We start from the raw sequence: 18,149 nt of genomic DNA, 5'->3' as shown, positions 1-18,149 counted from the left end.
GCGTGCGGGCCGCCGTAGGCTGGGGGACGTGACGGTACGTGTACGCTTCGCCCCCTCCCCGACCGGAATGTTCCACGTCGGCGGCGCCCGCTCCGCCCTGCAGAACTGGATCTACGCCAAGCAGCAGGGCGGGGTGTTCGTGCTCCGCATCGAGGACACCGACGCGGCCCGCAACAAGCCCGAGTGGACCGAGGGCATCCTCTCCGCGCTCGACTGGATCGGCATCGCGCGGGGCAGCTACGAGGGCCCGTACTTCCAGTCCTCGTACGCGGGCGAGCACCGGGCCGCCGCGCAGCGGCTGTACGAGGGCGGCCGGGCGTACTACTGCGACTGCACCCGGGAGGACGTGCAGGCGCGCACCGGCTCGCAGTACCAGGGCTACGACGGTTACCACCGCGACAAGGGCCTCGGCCCCGGCGAGGGCCGGGCGCTGCGGTTCCGCACCCCGGACGAGGGCGAGACCGTGGTGGTCGACCTGATCCGCGGCGAGCCGACCTTCGAGAACAAGCTGATCGAGGACTTCGTCATCGCCCGCGGTGACGGCTCGCCGGTCTTCCTGCTGGCCAACGTCGTCGACGACATGACCATGGGGATCACCCACGTGATCCGGGCCGAGGAGCACCTGCCCAACACGCCGAAGCAGCAGCTGCTCTGGGACGCGCTCGGGGTCAAGCCGCCGATCTGGGCGCACGTGCCCGTGGTGGTCAACGAGAAGCGGCAGAAGCTGTCCAAGCGGCGGGACAAGGTCGCCCTGGAGGCGTACCGGGACGAGGGCTACCTCGCCGAGGCCATGCGCAACTACCTCATGCTGCTCGGCTGGGCCCCCTCCGGCGACCGGGAGATCGTGCCCTGGTCGGTCATCGAGGAGGAGTTCCGGCTGGACGAGGTCAACCCGTCTCCGGCGTTCTTCGACGAGAAGAAGCTGCGCGCGTTCAACGGCGACTACATCCGGGCACTGCCGGTCGAGGAGTTCGTCGCGGCCTGCCAGCCCTGGCTGACCGGCACCGACACCATCGCCCCGCCGCCGTGGCAGCCGGACGAGTTCGACCCGGCCGCGTTCGCCGCGGTGGCGCCGCTCGCGCAGACCCGGATCGCGGTGCTCAGCGAGATCGTGCCGAACGTCGACTTCCTCTTCCTGGCCGACCCGCTCATCGACGAGGCGGCCTGGGCGAAGGCCATGAAGGAGGGCGCGGCCGACCTGCTGGACGCGGCGATCGCCGCGTTCGAGGCGCTGGAGTCCTGGGACGCCGAGTCGCTGAAGTCCACGCTGGAGGCGGTCGGCGCGGAGCGCGGCCTGAAGCTGGGCAAGGCGCAGGCCCCGGTCCGCGTCGCGGTCACCGGCCGGACCGTCGGGCTGCCGCTGTTCGAGTCGCTGGAGGTGCTCGGCCGCGACCGCACCCTGACCCGGCTGCGCGCCGCCCGGGTGCGCCTGTTCTGACCCCGGATCGTCAGGGCCCGCCGGTCGTCCGGCGGGCCCTGACGCGTACGCGGGATCAGCCGCGGGCGGACCGGCGACGCAGCAGCAGGCCGCCGCCCAGCGCGACCAGCACCACGGCGGCGCCCACGGGCCACAGCCAGCTCGTACCCCCGTCGGAGTCGGCCTGGTCCGCGGCGGGCGCCGGGCTCGTCGGGGTGCTCGGTGCGGCGCTCGTCGGGGCGGCGCTCGCCGGGGTGCTCGGTGCGGCGCTGGTCGGGGCGGCGCTGCTCGGTGGGGCGGCGGCCGTGCCGGTGGTCAGGGTGAAGCGGATCTCCCCGCTGACCGGGTGGCCGTCCGCCGAACCGACCCGGTAGGCCACGATGTAGAGGCCGGCCGCGCCCGGGGTGAACGGCAGGCTCACCCGGTTGCCGGCGAAGGTCGGCGCGCCACCGACGGCGGGCACGTTGTCCGGCCCGGTAATGGTGATCTTCGTGTTGGCGGGCGCCGGCGAGGCGAGAAAGCGGAGCTCGACCCGCTTCGGCGCGGTCGCCAACCGCGCCCCGTTCTTCGGATCGCTGCCGGTCAGCGAGTTGTGCGCGGCGGCCGGCGCCGCCGGCAGCAGCAGCGACACCCCGGCCACCACCCCGAGCACCACCGACCAGCCCCGCGCCGTGCGAGCGACCCTGCCCCCCATGAAACCCTCCATCCAGGTACGATCCGGCCGCTGATCATCGGCCGTTCTGTTGGTCGGTCACAGATCGCACATAGTTCCAAATACTCTTCCAGCGAGTGCAACCCAGCGCCGTTCTGCGGAGTCTTTGAGGTGGACGCCGGTCCGCGCCCGGCGGCCACCCCTCGGCCGGTCCAGCGCGGAGCCACCCATCGAACGGGGCGAGGAGGCGGCGATGGTCCGGAAGGTGAGGCGGCTGCTGGCAGCCGTGGCCGGGATGATGGTGGCGACCGCGTGCTCGCTCGCCCTCATCGGCGCGAGCCCGGCGCAGGCGGCGCCGAAACCCAAGCTCGCACCGGCCGGAGTGGACATCACCGGCGACCGGCTCGACCAACCGTTGAAACTGCGCGCCGACACCCGGCCCGCCGAGGTCAACATGGTCGTCGATCAGGTCAAGTGGCTGGGCCCCACCGGCCAGCAGCGCGGCCCCGCGGCCAAGGACCTCGGCCCCCGGTACACGGTCGTGCTGTTCGTCGCCGGCACGCCGATGAAGACCTACGACCTCTACCCGCTCGCCAAGGGCGGCCCCCGGGTCTACCGGCCGGCCAAGCAGCCCGACCTGAGCAAGACCCGGGCCGGCTGGTTCTTCGGCCGCCTCAACATGTCCGAGACGCTGCGCACCGTGGGGGTGCCGCTGGAGCGGCAGTTCGACACGATCAGCGGCGGCATCGGCGGTGGCGAGCGGGTCATCCCCGAGGAGGCGCTCGACCCGGTGGAGGACATCGACGCCGCGCTCGGCGAACTCCAGCGGCTGCTGCTGCTCAACGTCGGGGTGATGGTGGTCATCACCGCCGGGCTCGCCGGCATCGCGCTGCTGGTGCGCCGCCGCACCCGCTGAGCCGGGGGCCTCACACCTCCAGCACGACCTTGCCCCGGACGTGTCCCGCCGCCACCAGGCGCTGCGCCTCGGCCGCCTCGGCCAGCGGGAACGTCCGGGCCACGTGCACGGCGAGCCGGCCGGCGTCGACCAGCCCGGCCAGCACGCTCAGGTCGGCCGTGGAGGGCTTCACGAAGACGTAGCTGCCGCCGAGCCGGGTGACGTGCTCCGGGTCGGCCGTGGAGATCAGGCGCGCCGGCCGGGCGATCAGCTCGGCGGAGACGTCCAGCGCGTCGCCGCCGAACAGGTCCAGCGCCACGTCCACCCCGTCGGGCGCGACCGCGCGGACCCGGTCCAGCAGGCCGTCGCCGTAGCTGACCGGCTCCGCGCCCAGCGACCGGACGAAGTCGTGGTTGGCCTCGCTCGCCGTGCCGATCACCCGCCCCGCGCCGAGCGCCCGGGCCAGCTGCACCGCCAGGTGCCCCACCCCGCCGGACGCGCCGTGCACCAGCACCGTGTCACCCGCGCCGGTGCGGGCCAGCTGCAACGCCTGGTAGGCCGTGAGCCCGGCCAGCGGCAGCCCGCCCGCCTCGGCCCAGGACGCCTGCACCGGCTTGTCGGCCAGGCAGCGCTCCGGGGCCGGCACCAGCTCCGCGTACGTGCCGTGCTGGACGTCGTCGCGCCGGACGTAGCCGATCACCTCGTCACCGACGGCGAATCCGGCGACCGCCGGTCCGACCGCGTCGACCACCCCGGCCGCGTCCCAGCCGGGCACCAGCGGGAAGTGGCTCGGCAGCATGGCGGCCAGGCGGCCCTCGCGGATCTTCCCGTCGACCGGGTTCACCCCGGCGGTCCGCACCCGCACGAGGACCGTGTCCGGCCCGACCGGCGGGGTGGGCACCTCGCGCAGGGTCAGCCGGTCGACCGGGCCGTACGCGTCGATCGCGATCGCCTTCACCCCGCTCACGCTAGCGGGCGGACGGCGGCCGCGGGGTCAGCACCAGCGGCGCGGGGGCCGCTCCCGGCGCACCGCGCGGCTGCGCGGCCGGACCGCCCCGTGGCGGTGGGCGCCCGCCCAGCCGGGCAGGTCGCTGCGGCAGCCCTGGGCCGGCTCGGCCTCTCCGGCCGGGGGCACCGGCTCGGCGGCCCGCTGGCGGGGCACCTGCGCCTCGTCGTCCACCCGCTCGGGCGCCCAGCCGGTGGCCGGCTCCGGGTGGCTCAGGCCCGCCCGGCGCGGGTGCTTGGCGGGCGGCGGCTGGTCGTGGTGGCCCGGCCGGCAGGGCTCGCCCTGGGCGCAGCCGTGCTCGGCCTCCCCGTGCGCCATCCCGGTCTCCTCACGTTCGCCTTCGCCCGTCGGGCGGTCGTCACCCCGACGTGCTCTGACACCGTACTGGCCGGGTCCGACGGGCTGTTCGGCGCGTACCCGTGGAGATCGTCGGCAGACCGGAACGGGTCAGGCCCGGCGGGCGGCGTCGAGATCGCCGCGGGTGAGCAGGGCGCGTAGCGCGACACCGTGCCCGGCGAGCGCCTCCGTGCCGCCCTCGCCCCGGTCGATCACGCAGAGCGCGTGCTCGACGGTGGCGCCGAGCTCGCGGAGCTGGCCGGTGGAGATCGCCACCTGACCGCCCGAGGTCACCACGTCCTCGACGACCAGCACCCGCCGCCCGGCGACGTCCGCGCCCTCGGCCAGCCGGGCGGTCCCGTACGCCTTGGCGGTCTTGCGGACGAACGCACAGGGCAGGCCGACGTACCGGGCCAGCGCGGTGACCACCGGGATGCCGCCCAGCTCCAGGCCGGCCAGCACCTCGGTGCCGGGCGGCACCAGCGCGGCCAGGCCGGCGGCGACCCGGTCCAGCAGCACCGGATCGGCCTCGAACCGGTACTTGTCGAAGTACTCGTCGGCGATCCGCCCCGAACGGAGCACGAAGCGTCCGGTGAGTCGGCAGGTGGCGTCGATGTCGCGGGCGAGGTCGGCGAGTGCGCGCGGGGTGTCGGTCACGGGAGATGATTGTCACCGGCGGCGGCCGTCGCCCCGCCGCCGGGCGGGCACCGGGGTGGAGCCGCTGGTCAGGGCGTGTCAGGCTGGTGCGGTGAGCGAACCGGGCGGGACCGAGCTGTCGGCGACGCTGCGCCGCATCGAGCGGGCGGCGGGCGCGCTGTCGACGGCCAGCGTGGCGCGGATGGACGAGACGCTGCCCTGGTTCCGGGAGCTGCCGGCCGACCAGCGCTCCTGGGTCATGCTGGTCGCCCAGGCCGGCGTCCGGTCGCTGGTGCAGTGGCTGCACCAGGGCGGCGGCGCGACCGACAGCACCCAGGAGGTGTCGGACGAGGTCTTCGCCGCCGCGCCGCAGGCCCTCGCACGCTCGATCACCCTCCAGCAGACCGTGGCCCTGATCAAGGTGACCATCGAGGTCGTCGAGGAGCAGGTGTCGCACCTCGCCGTGCAGGGTGAGGAGCAGTTGCTGCGGGAGGCGGTGCTGCGCTTCTCCCGGGAGATCGCCTTCGCCGCCGCCCGGGTCTACGCCCGCGCCGCCGAGACCCGCGGCTCCTGGGACGCCCGGCTGCAGGCGTTGCTGGTGGACGCGCTGCTGCGCGGCGACTCGCCCGACGTGCTGGCCAGCCGGGCGGCGGCGCTGGGCTGGTCGGACGCGCCGCCGGTGGCGGTGGCGGTGGGCCGCTCCCCCGGTGGTGAGGTGGCCGCCGTGCTGCACACCGTCTACCGGCAGGCCCGCCGGATCGGCGTCGAGGTGATCGGCGGTGTGCACGGCGACCGCCTGGTCATCGTGCTGGGCGGGGCGGCCGACCCGGTGGCGGCCACGGAGAAGCTGCTCACCGCCTTCGGGGAGGGCCCGGTGGTGGTCGGACCGGCCGTGCCCAGCCTCGACGAGGCGACGGACTCGGCGCGCGCCGCGCTGGCCGGCTTCCGGGCCGCGCCGGCCTGGCCGACCGCGCCCCGCCCGGTCTCGGCCGCCGACCTGCTGCCCGAGCGGGCCCTGGCCGGCGACGCCGAGGCCCGCCGTCGGCTGCGCCACGACGTGTACGCCCCGCTCGCCCGCGCCGGCGGCGAGTTGCTGGAGACGTTGGACGCGTTCTTCGCCGCCGGGGGCACCCTGGAGAGCGCGGCCCGGGCGCTCTTCGTGCACCCGAACACGGTGCGTTACCGGCTCAAGCGGGTCGCCGAGGTGGCCGGCTTCTCGCCGCTCACGCCGCGCGACGCGTTCACCCTCCAGGTGGCGCTGACGGTGGGCCGGCTCGACCCGGTGGTCCCGGGCGCCGCACCGGTCCCGAGCCAGACATTGAGCCCAGCAGCCGGCAAAACACCACAGACAGGTGATGATCGGCGCCGATCTTTGTAGGGATCCTCCAAACCTTCTAGTGCGGTTTCGTGCCGTGCGTTACAGCGCGACCCGCGAGTATCCGTCACAGTCGTAGACGTGCTCGCCGTACTCTCACCCGGACAGGGTTCGCAGAAGCCCGGTTTCCTGACCCCCTGGCTCGACCTGCCGGGTGCGGCGGAGCGCCTGCGCTCGTGGTCGGAGCTGGCCGGGGTCGACCTGCTCCACCTGGGCACCGAGGCGGACGCGGACGAGATCAAGGACACCGCCCGCACCCAGCCGCTGCTCGTCGCCGCCGCGCTGCTCGCCGCCGACCACCTCCCGATGCAGGACGTCGGGCTGGTCGCCGGCCACAGCCTCGGCGAACTGGGCGCCGCGGCCCTCGCCGGGGTGCTGCCCGCCGAGGCGGCCGTGACGCTCGCCGGCGCACGCGGCCGGGAGATGGCCGCCGCCTGCGCGCTGGAGCCGACCGGGATGGCCGCCGTCCTCGGTGGCGACCCGGACGAGGTGCTCGCCGCCCTCGAGTCGCACGGGCTGCACCCGGCCAACCGCAACGGCGCCGGCCAGATCGTCGCCGCCGGTGCGCTGGGCGGGCTGGAGAAGCTCGCGGCCGAGCCGCCGGCCCGGGCCCGGGTCATCATGCTCAAGGTGGCGGGCGCCTTCCACACGCCGTACATGGCCCCGGCCGAGGCCGCGCTGGCCGGGGTGGCCGCCGGCATCACCCCCGCCGACCCGGCCCGCATCCTGCTCTCGAACCTCGACGGCACCGCGGTGGCGGACGGCGGGGAGATGGTGCAGCGGCTGGTCCGGCAGGTGACCGCTCCGGTCCGCTGGGACCTGTGCATGCGCACGATGGCCGACCTCGGCGTCACCGGCGTCATCGAGCTTCCGCCGGCCGGCACCCTGGCCGGCCTGGTCAAGCGCGAACTCAAGGGCGAGGGCGCGCCGGAGATCGTCACCCTGAACACCCCGGACGACCTGCCCGCCGCGCGGGACCTGATCGCCCGGCACAGCGGGCAGCAGGCATGAGCGCGAAGAACGAGCCGATCCTGCGGGTCCCGCAGTCGCGAACGGAAGGTAATCACTGATGGCCGGCAGCCGGATCGTCGCGATGGGGCACTACCAGCCCTCCCGCGTGGTCACCAACGACGACCTCGCCCAGATGGTCGACACCAACGACGAGTGGATCCGGGACCGGGTCGGCATCGTCACCCGGCGGATCGCCGGGGACGAGACGGTGGCCGACATGGCCACCGCCGCCGCCGGCAAGGCGCTGGCCAACTCGGGCCTCACCGCCGCCGACATCGACCTCGTCGTGGTGGCCACCTGCACCTCGGTGGACCGCAGCCCGAACGTGGCCTGCCGGGTCGCGGCCAAGCTGGGCATCAACGCGCCGGCCGCGTACGACGTCAACACCGCCTGCTCCGGCTTCGCGTACGCGCTGGGCACGGTGGACCACGCCATCCGGGCCGGTGCGGCGCGCAACGCGATCGTCATCGGCGCCGAGAAGCTCTCCGACTTCACCGACTGGACCGACCGCTCGACCTGCATCATCTTCGGTGACGGCGCCGGCGCGGCAGTGGTCACCGCCACCGCCGAGGGCGAGCCGGCCGGGGTGGGCCCGGTCGTGTGGGGCTCGGTGCCGGAGAAGAGCGACGCGGTCCGGATCGAGGGCTGGCGGCCGTACATCGCGCAGGAGGGGCAGGCGGTCTTCCGCTGGGCCACCACCGCGCTGGCCCCGCTCGCGCTGGAGGCCTGCGAGAAGGCCGGGGTGGCCCCGTCCGAGCTGGCCGCGTTCGTGCCGCACCAGGCCAACGCCCGGATCATCGACGGCATCGCCAAGCGGCTCGACATCCCGAACGCGATCGTCGCCAAGGACATCGTCGAGTCCGGCAACACGTCGGCGGCGAGCGTGCCGCTGGCCCTGTCGAAGATGGTCGAACGGCGCGAGGTGCCCTCCGGCGCCCCGGTCCTGCTGTTCGGCTTCGGCGGCGGCCTGACCTACGCCGGTCAGGTCGTCCGCTGCCCCTGAAGACCCCCTCGGGCGCGAGCGCCGAGGTGTGACGGCCGGTGTCGCCGGCCGTCGAGTGAACCCCCGATGAGAGGAACCAACCGCAATGACCCGTGACGAGATCACCGCCGGCCTCGCCGAGATCCTCGAAGAGGTTGCCGGGGTGAACCCGGACGACGTGGCCGAGGGGAAGTCCTTCACCGACGACCTCGACGTCGACTCGCTCTCCATGGTGGAGGTCGTGGTGGCGGCCGAGGAGAAGTTCGGCGTCAAGATCCCGGACAACGAGGTGCAGAACCTCAAGACCGTCGGTGACGCCGTCACCTACATCGAGGCGCAGTCCTGATCATGAGTCGCCCCGACGTCGTCGTCACCGGGCTCGGCGCGACGACCCCGCTCGGCGGGGACGTCGCGTCGACCTGGGACGCCATGCTCGCCGGCCGCTCCGGGGTGAGTGCGCTCACCCAGGAGTGGGCCGAGCAACTGCCCGTCCGGATCGCCGCGCAGCTCGCCGTCGAACCGTCGACGGTGCTGGACCGGGTCAAGCTGCGTCGGCTGGACCGGTCCGAGGCGATCGCGCTCGTGGCGGCGCAGCAGGCCTGGGCGGACGCCGGCCTGGCCGACTCCGGGCTCGACCCGGAGCGGCTGGCGGTCAGCGTCGGCTCCGGCATCGGCGGCGCCACCACCCTGCTCGCCCAGGACGACATCCTGGAGGCGTCCGGCCCGCGGCGGGTCTCCCCGCACACGGTGCCGATGCTGATGCCGAACGGTCCGGCCGCCTGGGTCGGTCTGGAACTCGGCGCCAAGGCCGGGGTGCACTCGGTGGCCAGCGCCTGCGCGACCGGCGCGGAGGCGATCGCGCTGGGGCTGGACATCATCCGCTCCGGCCGGGCCGACGTGGTGGTGGCCGGCGGCACCGAGGCGGTCATCCACCCGCTGCCGATCGCCGGCTTCGCCTCGATGCGGGCCATGTCGACCCGCAACGACGAGCCGGAGAAGGCGTCCCGCCCCTGGGACAAGGGCCGCGACGGCTTCGTGCTCGGTGAGGGCGCGGGCGTGGTGGTCCTGGAGCGCGCCGACCACGCCGCCGCCCGCGGCGCCCGGGTCTACGCGCGCCTCGCCGGCGCCGGCATCACCTCGGACGCGTACGACATCGTGCAGCCGCACGCCGAGGGCGAGGGCGCCATCCGGGCCATCGCCAAGGCGGTCGCGGACGCGGACGTCGCGAAGACCGACATCCGGCACGTCAACGCGCACGCCACCTCGACCCCGGTCGGCGACATGCTGGAGATCGGCGCGCTACGCACGGCGGTGGGCGACCACCCGCTGCTGACCGCCACCAAGTCGATGACCGGGCACCTGCTCGGCGCGGCCGGCGCGCTGGAGTCGATCGCCACCATCCTGGCCATCCGGGACGGCGTCGTGCCGCCGACGATCAACCTGGACGACCCGGACGACGGGCTCACCCTCGAGGTGGCCGCGCACAAGGCGCGCCACCTGGAGATCCCCGCGGCGCTGAACAACGCGTTCGGCTTCGGCGGGCACAACGTGGCCCTGGTCTTCACCCGGCCCTGAGCACCGCGTAGCCGATCCGGGCCCGCGTCCACAGCAGGACGCGGGCCCGGACCGTGTCTCAGCCCCGGTTGCGGGGATGCTGCCGGGCGGTCCGCTCGTTGCCCCGCCGGTAGTTGCCGGTCCACCGGGCCATCACCAGTTGCGGGTCGTCGCCGACCTCTGCGAGGAACTGCGCGGCGCGCCCGCCGCGCAGCGTGCCGGCGACCCGGCCGTGGTGCGTGATCACCACGGAGCCGTCGGCCCGTTCGTCGTAGCGGAAGCCCTGCGCACGCTCTCCCATGGGCGCCCACCCTGCCAGCGCCCGCGCCGGGCCGCACCCGGATTTGCCGGCGGCCCGGTTCGAGCCCGCCGGGGCCGTTAGGGTGAGGGCCGCCGAGCCGTCGAGGAGCACCACCCGTGGAAGCGACCGAGATCCGCAAGCTCGCCGCGCTGGAGGACACCCACTGGTGGTACCGGGAGCGGCGGGTCCTGCTGGGCCGGGCGCTCCGCCGGCTGGCCGCGGCCGGCACCCGCCCGGGGCGGGCGCTGGACATCGGCGCGGCCGGCGGCGGGAACACCCGGGTGCTGCGGGCGCACGGCTGGCGGCCCCTCGCCCTCGAATACAGCGCGGAGGGCGCCGGGGTGGCCCGGGAGCGCGGCCTTCACGTGGTCCGGGCCGACGCCCGGCACCTGCCGGTCCCCTCGGCCGGCCTGGGCCTGGTGGTCGCCTTCGACATCCTGGAGCACTTCGACGAGGACCACCTCGCGGCCGCCGAGATCCGGCGGGCGCTGAGTCCCGGCGGGACGGCCCTGATCGCGGTGCCGGCCGACATGCGGCTCTGGTCGGCGCACGACGTGGCGGTCGGGCACGTGCGCCGCTACGACCGCGCCGGGCTGCGGGCCGTGGTGGAGAAGGCCGGCCTGGTGGTCGACGAGCTGTGGAGCTGGAACGTGCTGCTCCGCCCGGTGGCGGCCTGGCGGCGGCGCCGCTCCACCGGCAGCGACCTGGACGACCCGCACCCGCTGGTCAACCTCGGGCTGCGGACGGTCGTCACCGCCGAGCGCCACCTGCCGGTGCGGGCGCTGCCCGGCGTCTCGCTGATGCTGCGGGCCCACCGCCCGGCCTGACGTCCCCCCGGCCGGGCGGGCCGCACGCGGCCGGGGCGACCGGATGCTCACCCCGCACCCACCGGCGCCGTCAGCGGGGCGCGGGCACCGCCTCGCGGGCCAGGGTGAGCGCGCCGAGCAGCGCGGCGTCGTCGGCGAACCGGGACAGCACCACGTCGGGCCGGTGCGGCAGCACCTCGGTGAGCCGGTCGACCAGCAGCCCGCGGATCAACGCGTTGCTCGCCACCCCGCCCACCAGCACCACCCGCTGCGGATCCAGCAGCAGGCAGCAGGTGACCAGGTGACGGGCCACCTCGTCGACGCGGGCGGCCAGCGCGTCGCGCGCCGGCCCGGGGCGCTCGGCCGCGGCGGCGAGCCCGGCCGCTCCGTCCGGCAACCCGAGGTCCTCGGCGAGCCGGTCCAGGGCCCGGCCGGAGAAGTCCAGCTCCAGCATGGTGCCCGGCCAGGGGCCGCCGGCCACGGCGTACCCGATCTCGCCGGCCGCACCGCGGTGTCCGGCCACGACCGCGCCCCCGACCGTGACGGCCGCCGCCACGCCGGTGCCGATCCCCACGACGAGGCCGGGATCGGCGTCGCGCAACGCGCCGAGCCGCAGCTCGGCCAGGGCGGCCGCGTTCAGGTCGTTGTCCACCGCCACCCGGGTGACGTCGAGCGCGTCCCGGACGGCGTCGGCCAGCCGCAGCCGCTCCCAGCCGGGCACGTTGGGGGCCAGGTCGATGCCGTCCGGACGGACCACCCCGGGCGACGCCACGCCGGCGGCGACGAGCGGCCCGCCCACCCCGGCGAGCAGCTCCCCGGCGAGGTCCAGCGCCCGTTCCAGGGCCTGCGGCGCACCCCGGTCGGCGAGCGTGGGGACCCGCCGTTGGGCGAGGAGCCGCCCCTGCGCGTCGGCCACCCCGACGGCCATCTTGGTGCCGCCGAAGTCGATGCCGAGCAGCAGCCCGTCGACGCGCGTGCCGGGCACGCGGGGCCCCGAGAGCCGCACGGTCACCGGGCCACCAGCTCGGCGGCGACGGCGTCGAGCGCGGCGTCGGCCCGGCCGAGCCGGTCGCGTACCCCGGCCAGCCGGTCGGCGACCCCGGCGAAGGCGGCGCGGAGCGTGCCCACCTGGGCGCGGACCGCGGCGGCGCCGGGACCGTCCGCCTGGGCCCGGTTCAGCACCAGGTCCGGACGGACCGCGGCGGCGATGAGGTCGTCGACCGCGGCGTCGTCGAGCGGGCCGGTGAGGCCGTCGGCGGCGGCCCGGACGCCCTCGGCGGTCCAGGTGTCCGGCGCGCCGGCCCGGACCAGCCGGCCGACCACCGAGTGGGCGGCCCGGAACGGCACGCCGTGCCGGGTCAGCGCGTCGGCCGCCGCCGTGGTGGTGGCGCCGGAGGCCACGATCTCCTCCCGGCTCGGCGGGGACAGCGGCGCGATCTCCGCGAGGAAGCCGCCGACCAGGGCGAAGAACCGCGCCGCCCGGTCGTTGCTCTCCCACAGCCGGACCTGCACGTCGGTGGTGGCGTTGTTGGAGTCCTCCCACCAGGCGGCGCCCACGTTGTTGAGCACGGAGGCCGCGTCGGCGGCGGCCTGGCCGGCGTAGGACACCAGGTGCTCCAGCACGACCGGGTTGCGCTTCTGCGGCATGATGCTGCTGCCCTGGGTGAAGTCCCCCGGGGTGGTGACCCAGTTCCAGCTCAGCCAGTCCATCAGGGTGCGGGCCAGCCGCGCCCCGGTGGCCAGCGCCTGCGCGTTGAGGGTGCCGACCCGGACCAGGTGGTCGGCGCCCGCGACGGCCTCGTACGAGTTGGTCACCAGGCCGGCGAAGCCGAGCAGCTCCGCCACGCGGGCCGGGTCGATCTCCAGGTCGGTGCCGGCGAAGGCGCAGGAGCCCAGCGGCGAGATGTTGAGCTGGTCGATCACGTCGGCGTAGGCGGCCGCCTCACCGGCCAGCGCCTCGGCGTACCCGGCGAGGGCGTGCCCGATGGTGGTGGGCTGGGCCGGCCGGCGGTGGGTGTAGCCGGTGATGACCACGTCGGCGTACCGGTCGGCGGCGTCCAGCGCGGTCCGCCCGGTGGCGAGCACCCGGTCCAGCACGCCGAGGAGCTGGTCGCGCAGCAGCATCCGGAACACGCCGGCGTCCAGGTCGTTGCGGCTGCGGGCCATCTGCACGTCCAGGTCGGACGTCGGGATGCCGCACGCCGCGGCGAGCCGCTTCTCCAGCAGGTAGTAGGTGTCCTCGAAGGTGCCGTCGTACGCCGGGGCCGGGGTGGTGTCGGCGCGCAGGTCGGCCAGCCCGCGCAGCAGCCGGGCACCGCGCTCGGCGGGGATCAGCCCCTGCTCGGTCAGCATCACGACGTGCGCCTGGCTGGCGCGCACCATCGCCGGGTAGAGGTGAGCGACGTGGTGGTCGTACGTGGGCGCCAGGTGGTGCCGCTGGTAGGTGGTCAGCGCGGGTGTGCTCATCGGAGTTCCTTCCAGTCCGCGGGCGTCCGGTCGGGCGGCCCTGCGGGTTCGGCCGGTCAGTCGGTCAGGCCGAGCAGTCGTTCGGCGTTGCCGGCGAAGATCGCGCGCAGGTGGTCGTCGGGCATTCCCAGCTCGCGGCAGACCCGGAGCTGGTGGTCGAGGTAGCGGGTGACGTAGCCGCGCGGGAACCACGACGAGTCGCTGCCGAAGACGATCCGTTCCGGGCCGATCGTCTCGTAGCAGCGGCGGAAGAGGTCCTCCAGCGTCAGCCTGTACGGCATCCAGCGCACCCACTGGTTCGAGCCGGACGTGTCGACGTGGATGTTGGGGCAGCCCCAGGCGGCGAAGAAGAGTTCCTGCACGTGCTGCACGCCGAAGTGGGGCACCACCACGGCCAGCTCCGGGAACCGGCGGGCCATCCGGGCCAGCTCGTCCGGGCCGCCGTACCGGCCGAAGCTCAGGCCACCGGCGCTGCCGTAGTGCCCGATGTGGATCAGGACGGGCACGCCGAGGCGCTGGGCCGTGCCCCACAGGGGGTCGAGGTCCTCGTGGTCCAGCGGCCCGCGCAGCAGCGGGGCGAACAGCTTCAGCCCGCGCAGGCCGCGCTCGGTCACCGCGCGGTCCAGCTCGCCCGCGGCGTCCGGGCCGTACGGGTCGTGGTGGGCGAAGCCGAGCAGCAGGTCCGGGTGGCGGTCGACCACGTCGGCGAGGGTGTCGTTGCCGCCGCCGGTGACGAAGACGGCCTTGCGGATGCCCGTCGCGCGCAGCTCGCCGGCCCAGCGGTCGGCCTCGTCCTGCCAGCGCTCGGCGGGCGGCTCCGGGTCGGGGAAGCCCCATGCCCGGCGCCACTGCCGGGCGTACGGCGCCGAGCCGGCGGCCCGTACCGCCCGCTCGTGCTCGCCCCCCGGGTGCATGCCGGCGGCCTGCTCGCAGGCGTGGATCGTCTCGTCGGAGCCGATTCGGAAGTGCAGGTGGAAGTCGACGACGTCCAGTTCCCGGTCGACGGTCATGACTCTCCCCCGGTCGGCAGCGGATCGGCGGTGGGCGGGGACGGCGGCGGGGCGGCCAACCAGGCGGCGACGGTCTCCCGCAGCCGCTCGGCGGCGAGCGCCCGCACCGTCCGGCCGGCCTCCTCGCTGGCCAGCGAGATGTGTCCCGACCAGCCCTGCCAGGGATCGGGGCGGGATTCGACCAGCACGTACGGGTGGGCCACCGGCAGCTTGGGCTTCGGCGGCAGGTCGGTGGCGGCGTCGAGGCGTACCGCGCCCGGGTCGAAGCCGAGCACGCCCGAGGTCTCGTACGCCCCGCCGTGCCCGCGGGCCGGCGGCGTGCCGTAGAGCTCCGCCGTCTCCGCCGGGGTGACCAGCTGGAACCAGTTGACCAGCAGCAGGCTGGCGGTGCGCCGGCCGGAGACCCATTCCATCGCGGCCCGGACCGTGGACATGTTGGCGTCGTGGCCGTTGACGACCAGCAGCCGGGGGAAGCCCGCCGCGACGATGCCCTCGATCACGTCGGCGAGATAGCCGACCGCGATCTCCGGCCGGATCGCGACCGTCCCCGGCCAGGGCCGGGTCTGCCCCGGGCAGGCGGCGTACGCGACGGCGGGGAAGAGCACGCCGCGCGGCCCGGGGCCGGCTGCGGCGCTCTCCCCGGCGAAGCCCTCGGCGAGGATCAGGTCGGTGCCGAGCGGCAGGTGCGGGCCGTGCCACTCGACCGCGCCCACGGGGAGCACCGCGAAGTCCGCCTCCTCGGCGACCGCGGCGAGGTCCCCGCCGGGGATCCGGGCGGCGGCGAGCAGCCCGCCACCCGCCGGCCAACGGTCCGTCACGCCGTCCACTGCGCCGCCTCCCGGCTGGCCTTCCGGCCGCTCTCCAGCCGCCCGGAGACCACCATCACCACGAAGATCAGGACGATCTGGAGCATGCCGTACGCGGCGGCCGTGCCCACCTCGAACGAGTACATCCGGTTGTTGATCTCGACGGAGATCGGCGCGGTCTCCGAGGTGTAGATGAGCACCGAGGCGACGAACTCGCCGACGCCGTGCACGAAGGCGAGCAGCGCGCCGGCCAGGACGCCCGGCAGCATCAGTCGCAGGGTGACCGAGCCGAACGCCCGCCACCAGGACGCGCCGAGGTTGCGGGCGGCCTCCTCCAGCGACGGGTCGAGCTGCGCCAGCGTCGCCGAGCTGGAGCGGAACACCAGGGGCAGGAACCGCACGAAGTACGCCAGCGGCATGATCCAGAAGGTGCCGATCAGCACCTGGCCGAAGCTGAACGCGTTGCCGGTGCTGAACGACGAGATCAGGTTGATCGCCACCACCGTGCCGGGCAGCGCCCAGGCCAGCATGACCGCCACGTCGAGCAGGCCGCGGCCGCGGAAGTCCAGCCGGCGCACCGCGTACGCGATGAGCACGCCGACCACCACGCAGCCGATCGTGGCGATCAGGCTCATGTTCAGCGAGTTGACGATCGGCCGGTATGCCTCCGGGTCGGAGAAGATCGTGACGAAGTTCTGCGTGGTGTAGGCCGACGGGATCACCTCGGTCGTCCACGAGCCGTCCTGGGAGAACGCCACCAGCGCGATCGTGCCCACCGGCGCGAGCAGCACCACGGTGGCGAGCACCGAGGCGAGCAGGGCGAGCCAGCGGCCGAACGGGTTGGTGATCTCCCGGCGGTGCGAGGCGACGCCCTTGGACTGGGAGCGGTAGCTGCGCCGCCCCTCGTACCAGCGCATGCCGAGCAGGAAGAGCACCGACACCACGCCCAGCACCGAGGCGTACGTGGAGGCCATCGGCAGGTCGCCGTTGGTGCGGTTGATGTAGATCTGCATGGTCATCGTCTGGTCCACCCCGAACAGCAGCGGGGCGGTGTACGACGCCAGCGACGTCATGAACACCAGCAGCGAGGCGGACACCAGCGCCGGGGTGAGCATCGGCAGCAGCACGGTGCGCCAGACCCGGACCCGGCCGGCGCCCAGGTTGTACGCGGCCTCCTCCACCGACGGGTCCATGCCGACCAGCGCGGCCGAGGTCGCCAGGTAGAAGAACGGGTACATGGTGAAGGTGTGCACCACCAGCACCCCCGCGATGCCGCTGAACGGCAGCACCGGGTTCTCCGTGCCGAACAGGTGCTGGAGCCCGCGCGGCAGGATGCCGGTCTCGCTGTAGAGCAGCTGGAACGAGATCGCCCCGATCAGCGGCGGCAGCGCCGCCGGCACCAGGATGATGGCCTCGATCAGCCGGCGGCCCGGGAACGAGAAGCGCTTGAGCAGGAACGCCATCGCCACCCCGACGATGCCGCAGAGCACCACGCTGGCCGCGGAGATCACCAGCGAGGTGACCAGCGAGGAGCGGGCGACCCCGTCGCCGCTGAGGAAGACGGTGTAGTTGTCCAGCCCGTCCGCCCCGACGCTCTCCGCGAAGGTGGCGAACATCGGCTGCACCACGTACCCGAAGAGGATCAGGGCCAGCGGGAAGACCAGCAGGTACGGGAACCAGCGGGAGTTGGCGCCGCCGGCGAGCCGGGGGGACCGGCGGGCCCGGGGTGGCGTCGGGTCCTCGGTGACCGGCGGGACGGTGGCCGCGTTGGGCGTCGCCGGGATGGTGCTCATGGGCGCACCACCCACATCCGCTCCCGCGGCAGGCGCAGCCCGACCTGGTCGCCGGCGGCCAGCCCGGTGGGCACGTCGATGGCGGTGACCTGCACCGGCTCGCCCGCCACGTCGACCAGAAGGTTGGTGGACATGCCGGTGAACTCCAGCTCGGTCACCCGGCCGGTGAGTGCGCCGGCCTCGGTGGCCGAGGTCAGCCCGATGTGCTCGGGCCGGACGGAGACCAGCGCCGTGCCGCTCGCGCGCAGCCCGTGGTCGGCGGGCGCGGCCACGGCCACCTTCTCGCCGCCGGGCAGCGCCACGGTGACGGTCTCCGGCCCGGCGTCGGCCACCGGCAGGCTGAGCACGTTGCTCCGGCCGATGAACCGGGCCACGAACGCGTTGGCCGGCCGGTGGTAGATCTCCTGCGGCGCGCCGATCTGCTGGACCCGGCCGGACTCCATGACGGCGATCCGGTCGGACATCGCCATCGCCTCGGCCTGGTCGTGCGTGACGTAGATGGCGGTGGTGCCGCTCTCCTTCTGGATCCGGCGGATCTCGACCCGGGTCTCCTCGCGCAGCTTGGCGTCGAGGTTCGACAGCGGCTCGTCGAGCAGCAGGGTGCGCGGCCGGATGACCAGGGCCCGGGCCAGCGCGACACGCTGCTGCTGGCCGCCGGAGAGCTGGTCGATCCGGCGCTCGCCGTAGCCGGCCAGGTGCACCTGGCCCAGCGCCTCCTCGACCCGCCGCTTCGACTCGGCCCGGCCGACCTTGCGGATCTTCAGGCCGTAGGCGACGTTCTGCGCCACGGTCATGTGCGGGAAGAGCGCGTAGTTCTGGAACACCATGCCGGTGTCGCGCTTGTTCGGCGGCCGGTTGGTGACGTCCTCCTGGCCGAAGCGGATCCGGCCGGAGGTGGGGAAGTAGAAGCCGGCGACCATGCGCAAGGTCGTGGTCTTGCCGCAGCCGCTCGGGCCGAGCAGGGTGAAGAACTCGCCGGCGGCGATCCTGATGTCGACGTCGTCGACGGCCGCGGTGTCGCCGGTGCGCGCGAAGCGCTTGCTCACCGACTCCAGCGTGACATCGATCATGATGTCTCTCCTTGCGTCCGGTACCGGGTCCGA

19 protein-coding genes are annotated in these 18,149 nt (G+C 74.6%); 8 read left to right on the top strand and 11 right to left on the bottom strand.

Annotation, left to right across the window (positions count from 1 at the left end; genetic code table 11):
• Positions 1–28: 28 nt before the first annotated feature.
• Positions 29–1,438, top strand: a complete 1,410-nt coding sequence (gltX, locus tag ABZW14_RS22480) for a glutamate--tRNA ligase (protein WP_355349716.1) — start codon at positions 29–31, stop codon at positions 1,436–1,438.
• A 55-nt stretch (positions 1,439–1,493) separates the two neighbouring features.
• On the opposite strand, the gene ABZW14_RS22475 is transcribed toward gltX, so the two are convergent.
• Positions 1,494–2,111: a copper resistance CopC family protein gene (locus tag ABZW14_RS22475; RefSeq protein ID WP_355349713.1), complete on the bottom strand. Its 618-nt coding sequence runs from the start codon at positions 2,109–2,111 to the stop codon at positions 1,494–1,496.
• Positions 2,112–2,322: 211 nt separating this feature from the next.
• Here ABZW14_RS22475 and ABZW14_RS22470 point away from each other — a divergent pair, with 211 nt between their 5' ends.
• The gene (locus ABZW14_RS22470) at positions 2,323–2,985 is read left to right on the top strand and encodes a hypothetical protein (protein ID WP_355349710.1); all 663 of its coding nucleotides are present in this window, start codon (positions 2,323–2,325) and stop codon (positions 2,983–2,985) included.
• 10 nt (positions 2,986–2,995) lie between these two features.
• Here the strand turns inward: ABZW14_RS22470 and ABZW14_RS22465 are convergent, their stop codons facing one another.
• The 3 genes from ABZW14_RS22465 to ABZW14_RS22455 all read right to left on the bottom strand — a co-directional run bounded on the left by ABZW14_RS22465 (position 2,996) and on the right by ABZW14_RS22455 (position 4,963).
• Entirely contained in the window at positions 2,996–3,922 is a 927-nt protein-coding gene (locus ABZW14_RS22465) for an NADP-dependent oxidoreductase (protein ID WP_355349707.1), read from the bottom strand.
• 36 nt (positions 3,923–3,958) lie between these two features.
• The gene (locus ABZW14_RS22460; protein WP_355349704.1) at positions 3,959–4,288 is read right to left on the bottom strand and encodes a hypothetical protein; all 330 of its coding nucleotides are present in this window, start codon (positions 4,286–4,288) and stop codon (positions 3,959–3,961) included.
• 129 nt (positions 4,289–4,417) lie between these two features.
• Positions 4,418–4,963, bottom strand: a complete 546-nt coding sequence (locus ABZW14_RS22455) for a phosphoribosyltransferase family protein (RefSeq protein WP_355349702.1) — start codon at positions 4,961–4,963, stop codon at positions 4,418–4,420.
• Positions 4,964–5,054: 91 nt separating this feature from the next.
• On the opposite strand from ABZW14_RS22455, the gene ABZW14_RS22450 reads away from it, so the two are divergent.
• The 5 genes from ABZW14_RS22450 to fabF all read left to right on the top strand — a co-directional run bounded on the left by ABZW14_RS22450 (position 5,055) and on the right by fabF (position 9,885).
• Entirely contained in the window at positions 5,055–6,320 is a 1,266-nt protein-coding gene (locus tag ABZW14_RS22450) for a helix-turn-helix domain-containing protein (RefSeq protein ID WP_355349699.1), read from the top strand.
• 78 nt (positions 6,321–6,398) lie between these two features.
• On the top strand, positions 6,399–7,328 hold the full coding sequence (locus ABZW14_RS22445) for an ACP S-malonyltransferase (protein WP_355349696.1): 930 nt from the start codon (positions 6,399–6,401) through the stop codon (positions 7,326–7,328).
• 58 nt (positions 7,329–7,386) lie between these two features.
• Positions 7,387–8,331 (top strand): beta-ketoacyl-ACP synthase III, encoded by a 945-nt coding sequence (locus ABZW14_RS22440; protein ID WP_355349693.1) that lies wholly within the window; start codon positions 7,387–7,389, stop codon positions 8,329–8,331.
• An 85-nt stretch (positions 8,332–8,416) separates the two neighbouring features.
• Positions 8,417–8,656 (top strand): acyl carrier protein, encoded by a 240-nt coding sequence (locus ABZW14_RS22435; RefSeq protein WP_089013151.1) that lies wholly within the window; start codon positions 8,417–8,419, stop codon positions 8,654–8,656.
• A 2-nt stretch (positions 8,657–8,658) separates the two neighbouring features.
• Positions 8,659–9,885, top strand: coding sequence for a beta-ketoacyl-ACP synthase II (gene fabF, locus ABZW14_RS22430; RefSeq protein ID WP_355349690.1), 1,227 nt, complete (start codon positions 8,659–8,661; stop codon positions 9,883–9,885).
• Positions 9,886–9,943: 58 nt separating this feature from the next.
• On the opposite strand, the gene ABZW14_RS22425 is transcribed toward fabF, so the two are convergent.
• Positions 9,944–10,165: a hypothetical protein gene (locus ABZW14_RS22425; protein ID WP_254337909.1), complete on the bottom strand. Its 222-nt coding sequence runs from the start codon at positions 10,163–10,165 to the stop codon at positions 9,944–9,946.
• A gap of 116 nt (positions 10,166–10,281) precedes the next feature.
• Between ABZW14_RS22425 and ABZW14_RS22420 the strand changes: the two genes are divergently transcribed.
• A complete protein-coding gene (locus ABZW14_RS22420) occupies positions 10,282–10,992 on the top strand; it encodes a class I SAM-dependent methyltransferase (RefSeq protein WP_355349687.1) in 711 nt (236 codons plus the stop codon).
• Between the two features lie 70 nt (positions 10,993–11,062).
• Here ABZW14_RS22420 and ABZW14_RS22415 read toward each other — a convergent pair whose 3' ends face one another.
• The 6 genes from ABZW14_RS22415 to ABZW14_RS22390 are packed head-to-tail and all read right to left on the bottom strand — an operon-like array spanning position 11,063 to position 18,116.
• Entirely contained in the window at positions 11,063–11,956 is an 894-nt protein-coding gene (locus ABZW14_RS22415; protein WP_355349684.1) for an ROK family protein, read from the bottom strand.
• Positions 11,957–11,979: 23 nt separating this feature from the next.
• Entirely contained in the window at positions 11,980–13,437 is a 1,458-nt protein-coding gene (locus tag ABZW14_RS22410) for a lyase family protein (RefSeq protein ID WP_355349681.1), read from the bottom strand.
• Between the two features lie 56 nt (positions 13,438–13,493).
• Positions 13,494–14,447 (bottom strand): amidohydrolase family protein, encoded by a 954-nt coding sequence (locus ABZW14_RS22405; protein ID WP_355349678.1) that lies wholly within the window; start codon positions 14,445–14,447, stop codon positions 13,494–13,496.
• Positions 14,444–15,265, bottom strand: coding sequence for a creatininase family protein (locus ABZW14_RS22400; protein WP_355349675.1), 822 nt, complete (start codon positions 15,263–15,265; stop codon positions 14,444–14,446). Before ABZW14_RS22400 ends, ABZW14_RS22405 begins: the two co-directional genes overlap by 4 nt.
• On the bottom strand, positions 15,262–17,046 hold the full coding sequence (locus ABZW14_RS22395; protein ID WP_355349672.1) for an iron ABC transporter permease: 1,785 nt from the start codon (positions 17,044–17,046) through the stop codon (positions 15,262–15,264). Before ABZW14_RS22395 ends, ABZW14_RS22400 begins: the two co-directional genes overlap by 4 nt.
• Positions 17,043–18,116 (bottom strand): ABC transporter ATP-binding protein, encoded by a 1,074-nt coding sequence (locus tag ABZW14_RS22390; RefSeq protein ID WP_355349669.1) that lies wholly within the window; start codon positions 18,114–18,116, stop codon positions 17,043–17,045. The genes ABZW14_RS22395 and ABZW14_RS22390 overlap by 4 nt, the downstream gene beginning before the upstream one ends.
• Between the last annotated feature and the right edge of the window lie 33 nt (positions 18,117–18,149).

Origin of the sequence: Micromonospora sp. NPDC004551 (assembly GCF_040609975.1) — a bacterium.
In the GTDB taxonomy this organism is placed as follows: Bacteria; Actinomycetota; Actinomycetes; order Mycobacteriales; family Micromonosporaceae; genus Micromonospora.
Note: the sequence above shows the minus strand (reverse complement) of the source record. Positions and strands in the feature narration are given on the sequence as shown.

What these genes read in the sequence shown, in the direction of transcription:
- ABZW14_RS22475 (WP_355349713.1), bottom strand. Translation starts at nt 2,111, where the DNA reads ATGGGGGGCAGGGTCGCTCGCACGGCGCGGGGCTGGTCGGTGGTGCTC.
- ABZW14_RS22470 (WP_355349710.1), top strand. Translation starts at nt 2,323, where the DNA reads ATGGTCCGGAAGGTGAGGCGGCTGCTGGCAGCCGTGGCCGGGATGATG.
- ABZW14_RS22460 (WP_355349704.1), bottom strand. Translation starts at nt 4,288, where the DNA reads ATGGCGCACGGGGAGGCCGAGCACGGCTGCGCCCAGGGCGAGCCCTGC.
- ABZW14_RS22440 (WP_355349693.1), top strand. Translation starts at nt 7,387, where the DNA reads ATGGCCGGCAGCCGGATCGTCGCGATGGGGCACTACCAGCCCTCCCGC.
- ABZW14_RS22435 (WP_089013151.1), top strand. Translation starts at nt 8,417, where the DNA reads ATGACCCGTGACGAGATCACCGCCGGCCTCGCCGAGATCCTCGAAGAG.
- fabF (WP_355349690.1), top strand. Translation starts at nt 8,659, where the DNA reads ATGAGTCGCCCCGACGTCGTCGTCACCGGGCTCGGCGCGACGACCCCG.
- ABZW14_RS22425 (WP_254337909.1), bottom strand. Translation starts at nt 10,165, where the DNA reads ATGGGAGAGCGTGCGCAGGGCTTCCGCTACGACGAACGGGCCGACGGC.
- ABZW14_RS22410 (WP_355349681.1), bottom strand. Translation starts at nt 13,437, where the DNA reads ATGAGCACACCCGCGCTGACCACCTACCAGCGGCACCACCTGGCGCCC.
- ABZW14_RS22405 (WP_355349678.1), bottom strand. Translation starts at nt 14,447, where the DNA reads ATGACCGTCGACCGGGAACTGGACGTCGTCGACTTCCACCTGCACTTC.
- ABZW14_RS22395 (WP_355349672.1), bottom strand. Translation starts at nt 17,046, where the DNA reads ATGAGCACCATCCCGGCGACGCCCAACGCGGCCACCGTCCCGCCGGTC.
- ABZW14_RS22390 (WP_355349669.1), bottom strand. Translation starts at nt 18,116, where the DNA reads ATGATCGATGTCACGCTGGAGTCGGTGAGCAAGCGCTTCGCGCGCACC.